This is a genomic window from Cupriavidus sp. GW822-FHT03E04 (assembly GCF_058801495.1).
This window is the reverse complement of the sequence record NZ_JBXANI010000019.1, coordinates 18228-31339: the sequence shown is the minus strand read 5'-3', so window position 1 is coordinate 31339 and position 13112 is coordinate 18228. Positions and strand designations below refer to the sequence as shown.

General features: G+C 65.5%; 14 protein-coding genes. 3 read left to right on the top strand and 11 right to left on the bottom strand.

Annotation, left to right across the window (positions count from 1 at the left end):
- Positions 1 to 26: 26 nt before the first annotated feature.
- The 3 genes from AC1RQC_RS26015 to phaZc all read right to left on the bottom strand — a co-directional run bounded on the left by AC1RQC_RS26015 (position 27) and on the right by phaZc (position 3577).
- Entirely contained in the window at positions 27 to 2249 is a 2223-nt protein-coding gene (locus AC1RQC_RS26015; RefSeq protein WP_492374729.1) for a RelA/SpoT family protein, read from the bottom strand.
- 15 nt (positions 2250 to 2264) lie between these two features.
- Entirely contained in the window at positions 2265 to 2627 is a 363-nt protein-coding gene (locus AC1RQC_RS26010) for a RidA family protein (protein WP_416048153.1), read from the bottom strand.
- Between the two features lie 62 nt (positions 2628 to 2689).
- Positions 2690 to 3577, bottom strand: coding sequence for a 3-hydroxybutyrate-oligomer hydrolase PhaZc (gene phaZc, locus AC1RQC_RS26005; RefSeq protein WP_492374730.1), 888 nt, complete (start codon positions 3575 to 3577; stop codon positions 2690 to 2692).
- 202 nt (positions 3578 to 3779) lie between these two features.
- On the opposite strand from phaZc, the gene AC1RQC_RS26000 reads away from it, so the two are divergent.
- Together AC1RQC_RS26000 and AC1RQC_RS25995 are read left to right on the top strand one after the other, a co-directional pair.
- Positions 3780 to 4556 carry a 3-hydroxybutyrate dehydrogenase gene (locus tag AC1RQC_RS26000; protein ID WP_492374731.1) on the top strand — a complete coding sequence of 259 codons (777 nt, stop codon included), beginning with the start codon at positions 3780 to 3782 and terminating at the stop codon, positions 4554 to 4556.
- A 26-nt stretch (positions 4557 to 4582) separates the two neighbouring features.
- Positions 4583 to 5056 (top strand): DUF411 domain-containing protein, encoded by a 474-nt coding sequence (locus AC1RQC_RS25995; protein WP_492885064.1) that lies wholly within the window; start codon positions 4583 to 4585, stop codon positions 5054 to 5056.
- Positions 5057 to 5131: 75 nt separating this feature from the next.
- On the opposite strand, the gene AC1RQC_RS25990 is transcribed toward AC1RQC_RS25995, so the two are convergent.
- On the bottom strand, positions 5132 to 5770 hold the full coding sequence (locus AC1RQC_RS25990) for a CoA transferase subunit B (protein ID WP_150983922.1): 639 nt from the start codon (positions 5768 to 5770) through the stop codon (positions 5132 to 5134).
- An 11-nt stretch (positions 5771 to 5781) separates the two neighbouring features.
- A complete protein-coding gene (locus AC1RQC_RS25985; protein ID WP_492374733.1) occupies positions 5782 to 6483 on the bottom strand; it encodes a CoA transferase subunit A in 702 nt (233 codons plus the stop codon).
- Positions 6484 to 6656: 173 nt separating this feature from the next.
- Between AC1RQC_RS25985 and AC1RQC_RS25980 the strand changes: the two genes are divergently transcribed.
- Positions 6657 to 7202, top strand: a complete 546-nt coding sequence (locus tag AC1RQC_RS25980) for a PAS domain-containing protein (RefSeq protein ID WP_492374734.1) — start codon at positions 6657 to 6659, stop codon at positions 7200 to 7202.
- Positions 7203 to 7212: 10 nt separating this feature from the next.
- Here AC1RQC_RS25980 and AC1RQC_RS25975 read toward each other — a convergent pair whose 3' ends face one another.
- The 6 genes from AC1RQC_RS25975 to AC1RQC_RS25950 all read right to left on the bottom strand — a co-directional run bounded on the left by AC1RQC_RS25975 (position 7213) and on the right by AC1RQC_RS25950 (position 12879).
- Positions 7213 to 7614 (bottom strand): acyl-CoA thioesterase, encoded by a 402-nt coding sequence (locus AC1RQC_RS25975; protein WP_492374735.1) that lies wholly within the window; start codon positions 7612 to 7614, stop codon positions 7213 to 7215.
- Between the two features lie 210 nt (positions 7615 to 7824).
- Positions 7825 to 8529 (bottom strand): DUF2968 domain-containing protein, encoded by a 705-nt coding sequence (locus tag AC1RQC_RS25970; protein ID WP_174422757.1) that lies wholly within the window; start codon positions 8527 to 8529, stop codon positions 7825 to 7827.
- A gap of 238 nt (positions 8530 to 8767) precedes the next feature.
- A complete protein-coding gene (locus tag AC1RQC_RS25965) occupies positions 8768 to 9796 on the bottom strand; it encodes a DctP family TRAP transporter solute-binding subunit (RefSeq protein WP_492885062.1) in 1029 nt (342 codons plus the stop codon).
- A 69-nt stretch (positions 9797 to 9865) separates the two neighbouring features.
- Entirely contained in the window at positions 9866 to 11170 is a 1305-nt protein-coding gene (locus tag AC1RQC_RS25960) for a TRAP transporter large permease (RefSeq protein WP_492374737.1), read from the bottom strand.
- The gene (locus AC1RQC_RS25955; RefSeq protein WP_492374738.1) at positions 11167 to 11775 is read right to left on the bottom strand and encodes a TRAP transporter small permease; all 609 of its coding nucleotides are present in this window, start codon (positions 11773 to 11775) and stop codon (positions 11167 to 11169) included. Before AC1RQC_RS25955 ends, AC1RQC_RS25960 begins: the two co-directional genes overlap by 4 nt.
- A gap of 318 nt (positions 11776 to 12093) precedes the next feature.
- Entirely contained in the window at positions 12094 to 12879 is a 786-nt protein-coding gene (locus tag AC1RQC_RS25950; RefSeq protein WP_043345010.1) for an SDR family oxidoreductase, read from the bottom strand.
- Between the last annotated feature and the right edge of the window lie 233 nt (positions 12880 to 13112).

The following is a 13112-nucleotide window of genomic DNA, read 5'->3' as shown; positions in this document are numbered from 1 at the left end:
AGCCTACGGAGAACGAAAGTATAGCATCACTTTCTTTTCGCTTGCAAGACCCCCACCACATCTTCGATCAAACCGAGTGCGCGCTGCAACTGCGTGGCCTCGGCAACCTCGGCGGTGAACTGCATCCGCGCGACGCCTTTGCTCGACAGCGTCTTCACGCCGGTGACGTTGATCTTCTCGCGCGACAGCACTTCGGAGATGTCACGCAGCAGCCCTTGCCGGTCGATCGCCTCCACGTGGATGTCCACCGGATAGACGGCATCGCTGCGCTTGCCCCACTCGGTATGGATCACGCGCTCCGGCGCACGCGCCGAGAGCTGCCCGAAGGTGTGGCAGGTGCGGCGATGGATCGAGACGCCGCGCCCGCGCGTGACAAAGCCCACGATCTCGTCCGGCGGCGCCGGCTTGCAGCATTTGGACATCTGCGTGAGCAGCGAATCCACGCCCACCACCAGCACACCGCTCTTGGCGCCACGCGCCACGCTGGTGGCGCGGCTCTTCTTGGTGACGGCCTCTTCCTCGCTCTGCACCACCGCGGCTTCGCCCTCGGGGTGCCGCAGCGCCTGCTCCACATGGCGCAGGCTGAACTCATCCTTGGCAACCGCGGCGAACAGGTCGTCCGGCGTCTTGAAGCCCAGGCGCGCGGCAAGGTCATCCAGGTTGACAGCGGTCTTGCCCTCGCGCTGCAAGGTCTTGTCGATCAGCGCGCGGCCTTGCGACATGGTCTCTTGCGAATCCAGCGCATTGAACCAGGCGCGCACCTTGGCGCGCGCTCGCGGGCTGGCCAGGTAGCCTAGTTCCGCGTTGAGCCAGTCGCGTGACGGGCCGCCCTGCTTGACGGCGATGATGTCCACCGTCTGGCCGTTCTTCAGCGGCGTGTTCAGCGGCACCATGGTGCCGTCCACACGTGCGCCGCGGCAGCGATGGCCCAGGTCCGTATGCAGGTAGTACGCGAAATCCACCGGCGTAGCGCCCTGCGGCAACGCCACCACGCGCGCCTGCGGCGTCAGTACATAGATGTGGTCGTCGATGGCCGCGTGCTTGAGCTGCTCCCAGGGCGACTCGTCGTGCGCAACCGAATGATCGGCGTCGTCCTTCCACGCCAGCAGCTGGCGCAGCCACGCGATCTTCTCGTCGTAGCGTTCGCTGGCGGAGAACTGGCCGCTATAGCCCTTGCTGCCCGCTTCCTTGTAGCGCCAGTGCGCGGCCACGCCGTACTCGGCGAAGTGATGCATCTCCTGGGTGCGGATCTGCACCTCGAAGGCGCGCCCGTCGTCGCCGATCACCACCGTGTGCAGCGACTTGTAGCCGTTCGATTTGGGCCGGGAAATGTAGTCGTCGAACTCACGCGGGATCGGCTGCCAGATATGGTGCACGATGCCCAGCACGGTGTAGCAATCCTTGATGTCGTCAACGATCACGCGGAAGGCGCGCACGTCGTAGAGATCGGCAAAGTCGAGCTCCTTGCCGCGCATCTTCTTCCAGATGCTGTAGATATGCTTGGGCCGCCCGCTCACCTCGGCTCGGATCTCGGCCGATGCCAGCTCGGACTGCAGCCGCGCGATGGCGCTGGCGATATAGCCTTCGCGCTCGATGCGTTTTTCGTCGAGCAGCCGCGCGATGCGCTTGTAGGTGTCGGGCTGCTCGAAGCGGAATGCCAGGTCCTCCAGCTCCCACTTCATCTGCCAGATCCCGAGCCGGTTGGCCAGCGGCGCGTAGATGTCCAGCGTTTCGCGCGCGACCCCCGGCAGCGGCTGCGCCTTGACCTGCGCCAGCCAGCGCAGCGTCTGCAGCCGCGAGGCGAGGCGCACCAGCACCACGCGGATGTCCTGCGCGAAGGCCAGCAGCATCTTGCGCAGCGCCTCCACCTGCTCCTGGCGCGCGGCGATTTCGTCCTTGGTGGTTTCGGGCGCGCCGCTGTGGCCCACCGCGATCGCGCCGATACGCAACAACTGCCGCACACCCTTGACCAGCCCCGCTACTTCTTCGCCGAAGAGCGGCTCGATTTCCGCCTCGCTGCCAGGTACGAACGCGGCCAGCGCGAACAGGCAGGCCGCCGCGCGCGCGGCATCGTCGACGCGCAGGCCGTCGAGAATGCGCAGCATGCCCTCGGCATGCGAGAGCACGGTTTCGCCCGTGGGCAGCAACGCAGCGCTGCCGCGCTCGCGCACGAACGCCAGGGCGCGCTCCACCAGCCCGGCATCGGGCGTGCCGGCAATCTGCCCGGTCAGGTCAGTCGACGTCACCATCTCGCTGCCCCAGTCTCACTTGAGCGCGGCGGTGACCACCACTTCGATCAGGTACTGCGGATTGGCCAGGCGAGCCTCCACGGTGGCGCGCGGGGGCGTATGGCCCTGCACCACCCACGCGTCCCAGACTTCGTTCATGATGCCGATCTGGTCGACGTCGGTGAGGAAGATCTGGCACGAGAGAATCCGGCTCTTGTCGCTGCCTGCTTCGTTCAAGAGGCGCTCGATATGGCCCAGCACCTCGCCGGTCTGGCCACGCAGGTCCGCGCCGGGATCGACTTCCGGCACCTGGCCGGCGAGGTAGACCACGCCGTTGTAGATCGCGTATTCGGACAGGCGCTTGCCCACGTGGGCGCGCTTCAGTTCATTGGTACTCATGGCAATACTTTAGTCGTCGGGTAAAACATCAAAATCATCGGGACCGGCCAGCGCCTCTCGCTTCAGCCCGCGCCCAGGAAAAATTGCTTGGCGATGGCCACTTGCGCGGGATCGATGAACGTCGGGGCATGCCCCACATCCGGCACTTCCACAGAAGTCACGTTGCGCCCGCGCGCCACCATCTCCGCCACCGTCTCGCGCGTGAGCAGATCGGACTGCGCGCCGCGCACCACCAGCGTGGGCGCCTGGATGGCCTCGAACATCTGCCACAGCGCCGCCTCGCCTGCGCTCACCTGCTCGGGCGTGGTCTCGCGGAACGGCAGCGCCATCGCCGGATCGTAATGCAAGCCCCATTCCAGGCCTTCGGCGCCCTGCACCGGCTTGAGGATGGCGCCATTGAGCTCGCGCCATTGCTCGGGCGTGTGCCGGCCAAAAGACGCGCTGATGGTCTGGAGGTAGGCGAGGCCTTCCTCGAAGGTCTTGAAGCGCACCGGCAGGCCCAGGTAGGCACCGATCCGCTCCACCGCCGAGGCGGCGATGCGCGGGCCCACGTCGTTGAGCAGCAGCTTGCGCACCGGCGACTTGGGCAGGCCAGCCAGCCCCATGCCGATCAGCCCGCCCATCGAGGTGCCGAACCAGTCGACCTGCTCGACATTGAGCCGAGCGATCAGGGTGACCATATCGGACACGTACTGCGGCACCACGTAGCGGCGCGGGTCCGCGAGCCAGTCCGAGCGGCCGCGCCCGACCACGTCGGGGCACACCACGCGGTACTCGCCGCACAGGGCGGCGGCCACCGTGTCAAAGTCACGGCCGGTGCGCGTCAGGCCATGCACGCACATCAGCACCCGGGGATTGGTGGGATCGCCCCATTCGTGATAGGCCATGCGGTGAAGGCCCGCCGGGCTGATGCACTGGACGAAGCCGAGGCGCGGACTGACTGACGACATCTGAACTCCCTGGCAATACGGTAGCGAGAACGGCGCCGCCGGCATGGTGGCGCCCGGGTTGGGCAAAGCTGGATTGTACGCTGCAGCAGTTACAATGCCACAGCATCGGGGTTCTCGCCGCCATGCCTTTGCCGCTGGCGCGCGACGGGTCCCTCGCGCAGTCCAACTCCAACGTGCAAAGCACTCCGACGAAAGGGCAAACATGCTTAAAGGCAAGACGGCACTGGTCACGGGTTCCACCAGCGGTATCGGGCTCGGCATCGCACAGGCACTGGCCGCCCAGGGCGCCAACATCATCGTCAACGGCTTCGGCGATGCGCAAGCCGCCGAGCGCGAGATCGCGCAGGCCGGCGCGGGCATTCGCGTGGGCTACCACGGCGCGGACATGAGCAAGTCCGCCGAGATCGAAGACATGATGCGCTACGCCGACGCGGAATTCGGCGGCGCCGACATCCTCGTCAACAATGCCGGCATCCAGTACGTGGCCAATATCGAGGACTTCCCGCCCGAGCGCTGGGACGCGATCATCGCCATCAACCTGACCTCCGCCTTCCACACCACCCGCCTCGCCCTGCCTGGCATGAAGCGCAAGGACTGGGGCCGCATCATCAATATCGCCTCCGCCCACGGGCTGGTGGCCTCCGCGCAAAAATCCGCCTACGTAGCCGCCAAGCACGGCATCGTCGGCCTGACCAAGGTCACCGCGCTGGAAACCGCCCAGACCGGCGTGACCGCCAATGCGATCTGCCCGGGCTGGGTGCTGACGCCGCTGGTGCAAAAGCAGGTGGAAGCGCGCGCGCAGAAGGACGGCATTCCCGTGGAGCAGGCCAAGCACGAGTTGGTGATCGAGAAGCAGCCTTCCGGCCAGTTCGTCACGCCCGACGAACTCGGCGCGCTGGCCGTGTTCCTGGCCAGCGACGCGGCCCGCCAGGTGCGCGGCGTGGCCTGGAACATGGATGGCGGTTGGGTGGCGCAATGAGCGCAATGAAAACAAAGGCACGGAGCATGCAGCGACGCCACGTTCTGCGCGCCCTGACCCTGGGCGCCGCCGCCTCGCTGGGGCTGCGCGCCGGTGCCAGCGCCGCTGCCGCCCCGCTCGCCATCGAGGTGTACAAGAGCCCGCAATGTGGCTGCTGCGAGGGCTGGGTCGAGCACCTGCGCGCGAATGGCATTGCCGTGACCGTGCGCGACGTGGAAGACACCGGCGTCTATCGCGCCCGCTTCGGCATGCCAGAGCGCTTCGGCTCCTGCCATACCGGCCGCATCGCAGGCTATGCGATCGAGGGGCATGTGCCGGCCGCCGACATCAGGCGGCTGGTAGCCAGCAAGCCCGAGGCCGTGGGCCTGGCCGTGCCCGCCATGCCGGTTGGCTCGCCAGGCATGGAACAGGGTAAGCGCAAGGACCCGTTCGATGTCCTGCTGGTCCGCGCGGATGGCGGCGCATCGGTCTTCGCCAGCTACAACAAGCGCAGCACCTGAAGCCCCCCCGGCGCTGAGAATAAAAAACCCCGCGAACGCAAGCTCGCGGGGTTTTTTTCATTGCGACAGCGCGTATCAGAGCAGCGGAGCGCCCGTCTTGCTCTGGATCTCTTCGCGGCTCACGCCCGGCGCGGTCTCCACCAGCTTCAAGCCGGCTTCGGTCACGTCGATCACGCCAAGGTCCGTGATGATGCGATTGACCACGCCCACGCCGGTCAGCGGCAGCGCGCACGACGCCAGGATCTTGATGTCCTCGCTGCCGTCCTTCTTCTTGGCGGTGTGTTCCATCAGGACCACCACGCGGCCGACACCAGCCACCAGGTCCATCGCGCCGCCCATGCCCTTGACCATCTTGCCCGGGATCATCCAGTTGGCCAGGTCGCCCTTCTCGCTGACCTGCATGGCGCCAAGGATAGCCAGGTTGATATGGCCGCCGCGAATCATCGCGAAGGAATCCGCCGAGGAGAAGATCGACGAGCCCGGCAGGGTCGTCACGGTCTGCTTGCCGGCGTTGATCATGTCAGCGTCGACCTCGGCCTCGGTCGGGAACGGGCCGATGCCCAGCAGGCCGTTCTCGGATTGCAGCCAGACTTCCATGCCTTGCGGCACGTGGTTGGCCACCAGCGTCGGCAGGCCGATGCCCAGGTTCACATAGAAGCCGTCCTGCAGTTCGCTCGCGGCGCGCGCCGCCATTTCGTCACGTGTCCATGCCATGATGATTCTCCTTAGCCCGCGGCACGCACGGTGCGCTGCTCGATGCGTTTCTCGGGGTTGGCGTTCAGCACGATGCGCTGCACGAAGATGCCCGGGGTGTGGACCTCATCCGGATCCAGCGTGCCGGTATCGACCAGGTGCTCGACCTCGACGACGGTGACCTTGCCGGCCATCGCGCACATCGGGTTGAAGTTGCGCGCGGTGCGGCGGAACACCAGGTTGCCGGCGCGGTCCGCCTTGTACGCCTTGACCAGGGCCACGTCAGCGGTCAGCGCGCGTTCCATCACGTACTGCTGGCCATCGAACTCGCGGATTTCCTTGCCGTCGGCCACGATGGTGCCCACGCCGGTCTTGGTGAAGAAGGCCGGGATGCCCGAGCCGCCGGCGCGCAGCTTCTCGGCCAGCGTGCCCTGCGGGGTGAATTCCAGTTCGAGTTCGCCGGCCAGGTACTGGCGCTCGAACTCCTTGTTCTCACCCACGTACGACGAAATCATCTTCTTGATCTGGCGTGTGGCGAGCAGCAGGCCCAGGCCGAAACCGTCAACGCCAGCGTTGTTCGAGATGCAGGTGAGTTGCTTGGCGCCGCTGTCGCGCAGCGCGGCAATCAGCGCCTCCGGGATGCCGCACAGACCGAAACCGCCAACCGCGATCGTCTGGCCGTCGCGAACGACGCCCGCGAGCGCCTCCGCGGCGCTGGCGTAGACCTTGTTCATGTTTGCTCCTTCCTCGGTGATTTCCTGTCATTGCGCCCGCCTCCAGGTGATGCCGGCGAGTCACGCAGGGAAATTGTAACGGTACAATCGGACGGAGATCGTCCAGTTGCCAACCGTCCGACAGCATACGCAAGCGTCGCATCCCGCGCCAATACGTACAATTACATAAGCAAATGCCCGCTATCGACTACCAGACCGCCTTCCAGCTCGCCCCAGTCGGCCTCGTGCTGTCGCGCGAGCGCATGATCGAGGACTGCAACGACGAGCTCTGCCGCATCTTTGGCACCACCCGGGCCGCCCTGATCGGCGAATCGTTCCAGGTGCTCTATCCCACCGCAGACGAGTTCGAGCGTACCGGCGCGCGCATCGTGCCGATCATGAACGCCAAAGGCTCCTACTCCGACGAGCGCATCATGAAGCGCGCCGGCGGCGACCTGTTCTGGTGCCACGTCACCGGGCGCTCGCTGGACCGCCTGCAGCCCTTGGGCGCCGGCATCTGGACCTTCGAAGACCTATCGCAGAAGCGCCCGGTCACCGCCGAGCTGACGGCGCGCGAACGCGATATCGCCGCGCAACTGGTGGATGGCAAGACCAGCAAGCAGATCGGCAAGCTGCTCTCCATCAGCCCCCGCACGGTGGACATCTACCGGGCCAGGCTGATGAAGAAGTACGGCGCCCATACCTCGGTCGACCTGGTGCAACGCCTGGTCAACCACTAAGGGCGGCGCCCTACTCCATCATCAGCGCCCGGATTGCCGGCGGCACGGGCACTGATTTTTCGGCCTCGTAGTCGCACCAGACCACCTTGGCGCCGCCTTGCGCGTACACCACGTCCGGCTGGTCGATGCGGCGGATCTCCATGCGGGTCTCGAAGCTCGTGCGTCCCAGGTCGCCCGCAAACATCCGGCACTCGATATCCCCGGGATAGCGCAACTGCTTCAGGAAACTCATGTGGGCGTTGATGATGACTGGCCCGCAACCGCTGGGGTCCTTGCCGCCATGTCCCAGCGACTCGAACCAGGCAATGCGCGCCTGTTCCAGGTAACGGAAGTAGACCGTGTTGTTGACATGGCCCATGGCGTCCATGTCGCCCCAACGGATGGGCATGCGCAGAGTGAATACGGGTTTCATCCGCATGAGCGTAACACCGGGAGCCGGTCTCTTCCATCGGCGAAAGCGACGGTTCACGCATCGGCACATCGGGAGGACGGCTGCCTTGGCCTTCGATCAGCCAAGCATGCTCATCTCGGACCAATCCGAATCTGCCTTCAGACGTTGAGGCAAGTTCATGCCGGCGACGGACGCCGCCGGCATGATAGGCAAAACCAGGAGAACGATGGCTTAGCGGCGCACAGGGCGATCGCTGCCCGCCGCGCCGGGCATGGCGAGGCCGGAATCCGTCAGGGACGATTCCATGCGGCGGATCTGCTGCTGCAGCTGCTCCAGGCGGATACGGGAGGCACGGCTCTCGATTTCCGCGCTTTGCACCTCGATGCGCGCCGCCTTCTGCTCTTCGGCGATACGCTGGCGCTGCGCCTGCATCACGCGCACGTCTTCATTGAGCGCATTGGCACGCGCCTCAGTTTCTTGCAGCGCCTTGTCAAACGCGCGTTTTTGCGATGCCAGCACCTGACGGCGGATATCGTCATCAGCCCAGACCGCGCTCTGCTGCGTTACCTGGCGGTAAGCCTGTTCCGCCGCCCCAATCGATTCGAAGCGGAAAACCCGCCAGAGATTCTTCTGGTAAAACAGCGCCACATAGCAAACCACCTGATCGTCAGCAAGCATCAGCGTGGTGCCGTAGTCGCCGTTGTAGCTGGTGCGCAGCTCGCGCACCGACCTGTCACGCAGGCGCTTCTGCAGCTCCGACACCAACCCCAGGGAAGCCGGCGAGGCCTGCGGCATGCTGCCCGAAGCGGTCAGCGGCGCCGGGGCCACCGACATCGGCACGGGCTCGGCCGCCGCCACGACACCGGAGGCGGACAGCGACAAGGCCAGGCCAATCAGACTGGCTAGCAAGGGGGCGCGGCAGGAATTATTCAACATGGCGTTCCGGCTGGGACAGGGACGAAATACGGTTCAGGAAATCGGGGTGCATCATGCGGCACTACCCGACGGCAATGATGCGCAGCGCGCACCTCACCGACCGCGGATTGTAACAAGCTTCCCAGCAGGGACCGCGTTTTGTAACCATTGCGGGATTGGCGTTGCCATTCCCGCAACAGCCCCACTGGCGCGTGGGGAGGCGTTGGCGCCACCCCACGCTACTGCAACTGCGCGCCGCTTAACGCTTGGCGATCGAGGTTTCTGCCTTGCTCACGAGGTCCACGCCAATCTGCTTCTTCCACTTGTCATAGACCTTGGCCGTGGCCTTGCGGAAGGCATCGTGCTCAGCCGGCGTCAGTTGCGCCACCTTCACACCGTGGGCCTCCATATCCTTCCAGGCCGGTGCGCCCGCCTCGACCAGGCCCTTGCGGGCCAGCGCCGTTTCCTGCTTGCCGGCGTCGATGGCGGCTTGCTTGACGATCTCGCGGTCGGCCGGCGTCCAGCTTTCCCAGATCTGCTTGTTGACCACGAAGATCAGCGGGTCAGCCACGTAGCCCCAGGTGGTCACGTACTTCTGGCCCACCATGTAGAGCTTGGCGGCGGCGAACACCGATTGCGGATTTTCCTGGCCATCCACCGCGCCCGAGGCCATGGCCGGCTGCGCGTCAGCCCAGCTCATCTGGGTCGGGTTGGCACCGAGCGCGTTGAAGGTCTCGATATACAGCGGCGAGCCCACCACACGCAGCTTCATGCCTTTCAGGTCTTCCGGCTTGCGGATTTCGCGCTTGGAGTTGGAGACTTCACGAAAGCCGTTCTCGCCCCAGGCCAGCGGCACCACACCGGACTTGTCCAGGGTCGCGAAGATCGACTTGCCGACCTCGCCTTGCGTGAGGGCGTCCAGTGCCTTGTAGTCAGGCATCAGGAACGGCAACGAGAACAGGTTCAGCTCCTTGACCTGCGGCGACCAGTTGATGGTCGAGCCAACCGCCATGTCGATCACGCCCTGGCGGATCGCCGAGAACTCACGGGTCTGGTCGCCGGCCACCAGCGAGGTACCCGGGTACAGCTTGATGTTGATGCGGCCGCTGGTGCGCTGGCGCACCAGGTCGGCCCAGATCTCGCCGCCCTTTCCCCACGGGAAGGCCGGGCCGAGCACCAGCGACATCTTGTACTCGGCTTTGTAGCTCTGCGCCATGGCGCCAGCGGGCGCGAGGGCGGCAGCGGCGATGGTGGCTGCCAGCGACAGCATCAGGGCACGACGTTTCATGCGTTCTCTCCTCTCAGGATCTGTTGTGTGTTTCTTATGGGCAACGAGAATGTCAACACCTCGAATAACTCAATAACCCAGGTAGTCAGGCAACCAGGTCGCCAGCGGCGGGAAGGCCAGCACCAGCAGCATGGCGACGAACATCGCCAGCAGCATCCACACCACCCAGGGCACGGTCTCTTCCATGCGCACGCGCGCGATCCGGCACGAAACCATCAGGTTCACCGCCAGCGGCGGCGTGAACTGGCCAAGCGCGACCTTGAGCGTCAGCACCACCCCGAACCAAACCGGGTTCCAGTGAAAGGCATTGGCGATCGGCAGCAGCAGCGGCACGAAGATCAGGAAGATCGAGATGCCGTCGAGGAACATCCCCACCGTCATCAGCAAGGCTACGATCAGCGCCAGCACGCCGTATTCGCCCAGCCCGGAATGCGCAATGGCATTGGCCAGCGGATCGATCACGCCCAGCGTGGACAGCGCGTAGGCAAAGATGCCGGCCAGCGCCACCACCAGCAGGATCACCGCGGAAGTCTCCGCCGCCTCCTGGAAGATCACGAACAGGTCGCGCATGCCGATGCTGCGGTAGATCACCATGCCAACGAACAGGCCGTACACCACCGCCACCACGGCGGCTTCGGTCGGCGTGAACCAGCCCGCGCGCATGCCGCCCAGGATCAGGAACGGCGCGACCAGGCCCCAGGCCGCTTCGCGCAGGCTCTTCCAGAACGGGGGACGCGGCAGGCCGGCCTCGATGGCGCCCATATTGTGCTTGCGCGCCAGCCAGACGGCCGGCACGATCAGCGCCACGCCGGCCAGGATGCCGGGGATCATGCCGGCGGCGAACAGCGCCGGCACCGAGGCGCCGGGCACCAGCACGCTGTAGATGATGAAGGCAACGGACGGCGGAATCAGGATGTCGGTTGCGGCGGCAGCGCCGACCACGGCCGCGCTGTACGCGCCGGGATAGCCGGCCCGCGACATCGCAGCAATCATCACGCCACCCACCGCGGCCGCATTGGCCGGGCCGGAGCCGGAGATGCCGCCCAGGAACATGGCAACCAGGATGGCCACCAGCGGCAGCATGCCCGGACCGCGCCCGACAATGGCAATGGCGAAGGTCACCAGCCGCTGCGCCACGCCGGAACGGTCGAAGATCGAGCCGACCAGCACGAACATCGGAATCGCCAGCAGCGGGTACTTGCCCAGGCCGGCGTAGAAATTCTGCGGCACGGCCAGCAGGCCGAACATCTGGGTGTCCACGTTGGACAGCCCGATCGCCACCAGGCCGCCAAGCCCCAGCGACACGCCGATCGGCACGCCCAGCATCATCAAGCCCAGGAACACCACGAACAGGATAATGGCAATGAGGGTCATGGCGTGGACTCCGAAGCTGCTGCGCCGGCAACGCGCTCGGCATGCAGGGCCTTGAGCGCGCGCAGGTTGCGCACCGCTACGCCGAGCGCCCGCAGCGCGATGGCGGCGGACAGCACCGGCAGCCAGACGGAGTACCACCAGCTCGGCACGCCAATGCCCGGCGAGGTCTCACCAAACGTGTATTCGTCCCACGCCACGCGAGCACCCAGCACCGCCAGCGCGATGAACATGACTGCAACGGCCACCGCCGACAGCACTGCCAGGCGCCGCTGCCGCGCCGCGCTGCCACGATCGAAAAAGAATTCAATGCGGATATTGCGGTCGCGCGCCACGGCCGCGCTGCCTGCCACCAGGGCCAGCACGATCATCAGGAAGACCGAGAATTCCTCGGTCCAGGCAAACGATTCATCGGTGAAATAACGGACCACCACGTTGGCGAAGGTGATGCACACCAGCAGCACCATGACGATCACGCCAACCCAGTCTTCAATTCGCGGCGATACCTTGAAGCCGCTGTCCCCTTGCTGGCTGGCGCCAGTCTCATCCGGCATGGCCGTGACGTGTTTTGGGTCGGCATCGCGCCGCCCCTCCCGATCTGCTTGCATCTCCCCGGCCTCCGGTCCGGTCCGCGCGGCGCCGCTGGCTGCGCACGGATTTTCTCTTTGAATTATGTAAAGACTTAATCTCAAGACATGGCGGATTATGCCAAGACTTGCCGAGCGCGCGGGAACTTTTGCTCCATGCCGCGCCAACAGGCAATCTTCTGGCCGTGGGAATCCGGCAGGCCATCGATTCCGCAGGGTGCCCAAGGGGACCGGATAAGCCCAGGGACCGGGAATCGCACGCCCCGCCGGCGTTTTTGGCGCGGGCCAGGGCCAACCTGCCGGCGGGCGCACGCAAGCGCGCGCCGCCCCTTCTGGCGGCTATACCATGCCGTCGTCGGCGGTAATGATTGCGCCGTTGATGAATGCCGACTGGTCGGACGCCAGCAGCAACAACAGGCCGTCCAGGTCCTCGGGCTTGCCCACGCGCTTGCGGGGCAGCATCTGGACCAGCTTCTGGCCGGCGTCGGTGTCCCAATGGTGGTGATTGATATCGGTGTCGATATAACCGGGGCAGATGGCGTTGACGTTGATGCCATGGCGCGCCCACTCCAGCGCCATCGACTTGGTCATGTGCACCACCGCGGCCTTGCTCATGCAGTACACGCCGATTTGCGAGAGCACCTTGAGCCCGGCGACCGACGCGATATTGACGATACGCGACTGCGGCAGCGGATTGCCGTTCTTCTCGGCGCCCTTGGCGCGCGCAATCATGCGCTTGGCCACTTCCTGCGCCACGAAGAAAGCGCCCCGGGTATTGGTGTCGAAGACGAAATCGAAGTCGTCGGGGGTGACGTCGGTCAGGCGCTGGGTGGTGGAGACGCCCGAGTTATTGACCAGGATGTCGATCGCCCCGGCCTCGGTCTCGGCATGCGCCACCGCGGAGCGCACGCTGTCGTGGTCGGTCACGTCGAGCTGCACCACGTGCGCGCTGCCGCCCTCGGCCTCGATCGCGGCACGCAGCTCCTTGAGCCGCTCGGTACGCCGCGACGCCAGGATGACCTTGGCGCCGGCACTCGCCAGGACATGGGCAAACCGCGTGCCCAGACCGCTCGAAGCGCCTGTCACCAGCGCGACCTTGCCTTCCAGATTGATCGACAAACCCATAATGGCCTCTATGTTCGGGAGCCCCCGGCGCCGCCTGCCATGGCCACGGCCTACGGGAGCTCCTCGCGAAATCTGCCTGCTGAAACCGAAGGCAGCATATCAAAAAAAAGAACGGTCGTTCCAAAAAAAATCTTGCCTGACCATGGCGAGTCCCGGACAATGCCGGAGATTCTAAGAACTCGGGCCACAAAGGGAAAGAGGAAAAACGCGCATGGCCGCCACGATTTGGCGAG

Bases quoted from the DNA above. Each gene is read 5' to 3' on its own strand.
- AC1RQC_RS26015 (WP_492374729.1), bottom strand. From the start codon at position 2,249: ATGGTGACGTCGACTGACCTGACCGGGCAGATTGCCGGCACGCCCGAT.
- AC1RQC_RS26010 (WP_416048153.1), bottom strand. From the start codon at position 2,627: ATGAGTACCAATGAACTGAAGCGCGCCCACGTGGGCAAGCGCCTGTCC.
- phaZc (WP_492374730.1), bottom strand. From the start codon at position 3,577: ATGTCGTCAGTCAGTCCGCGCCTCGGCTTCGTCCAGTGCATCAGCCCG.
- AC1RQC_RS26000 (WP_492374731.1), top strand. From the start codon at position 3,780: ATGCTTAAAGGCAAGACGGCACTGGTCACGGGTTCCACCAGCGGTATC.
- AC1RQC_RS25995 (WP_492885064.1), top strand. From the start codon at position 4,583: ATGCAGCGACGCCACGTTCTGCGCGCCCTGACCCTGGGCGCCGCCGCC.
- AC1RQC_RS25990 (WP_150983922.1), bottom strand. From the start codon at position 5,770: ATGGCATGGACACGTGACGAAATGGCGGCGCGCGCCGCGAGCGAACTG.
- AC1RQC_RS25985 (WP_492374733.1), bottom strand. From the start codon at position 6,483: ATGAACAAGGTCTACGCCAGCGCCGCGGAGGCGCTCGCGGGCGTCGTT.
- AC1RQC_RS25980 (WP_492374734.1), top strand. From the start codon at position 6,657: ATGCCCGCTATCGACTACCAGACCGCCTTCCAGCTCGCCCCAGTCGGC.
- AC1RQC_RS25975 (WP_492374735.1), bottom strand. From the start codon at position 7,614: ATGAAACCCGTATTCACTCTGCGCATGCCCATCCGTTGGGGCGACATG.
- AC1RQC_RS25970 (WP_174422757.1), bottom strand. From the start codon at position 8,529: ATGTTGAATAATTCCTGCCGCGCCCCCTTGCTAGCCAGTCTGATTGGC.
- AC1RQC_RS25965 (WP_492885062.1), bottom strand. From the start codon at position 9,796: ATGAAACGTCGTGCCCTGATGCTGTCGCTGGCAGCCACCATCGCCGCT.
- AC1RQC_RS25960 (WP_492374737.1), bottom strand. From the start codon at position 11,170: ATGACCCTCATTGCCATTATCCTGTTCGTGGTGTTCCTGGGCTTGATG.
- AC1RQC_RS25955 (WP_492374738.1), bottom strand. From the start codon at position 11,775: ATGCAAGCAGATCGGGAGGGGCGGCGCGATGCCGACCCAAAACACGTC.
- AC1RQC_RS25950 (WP_043345010.1), bottom strand. From the start codon at position 12,879: ATGGGTTTGTCGATCAATCTGGAAGGCAAGGTCGCGCTGGTGACAGGC.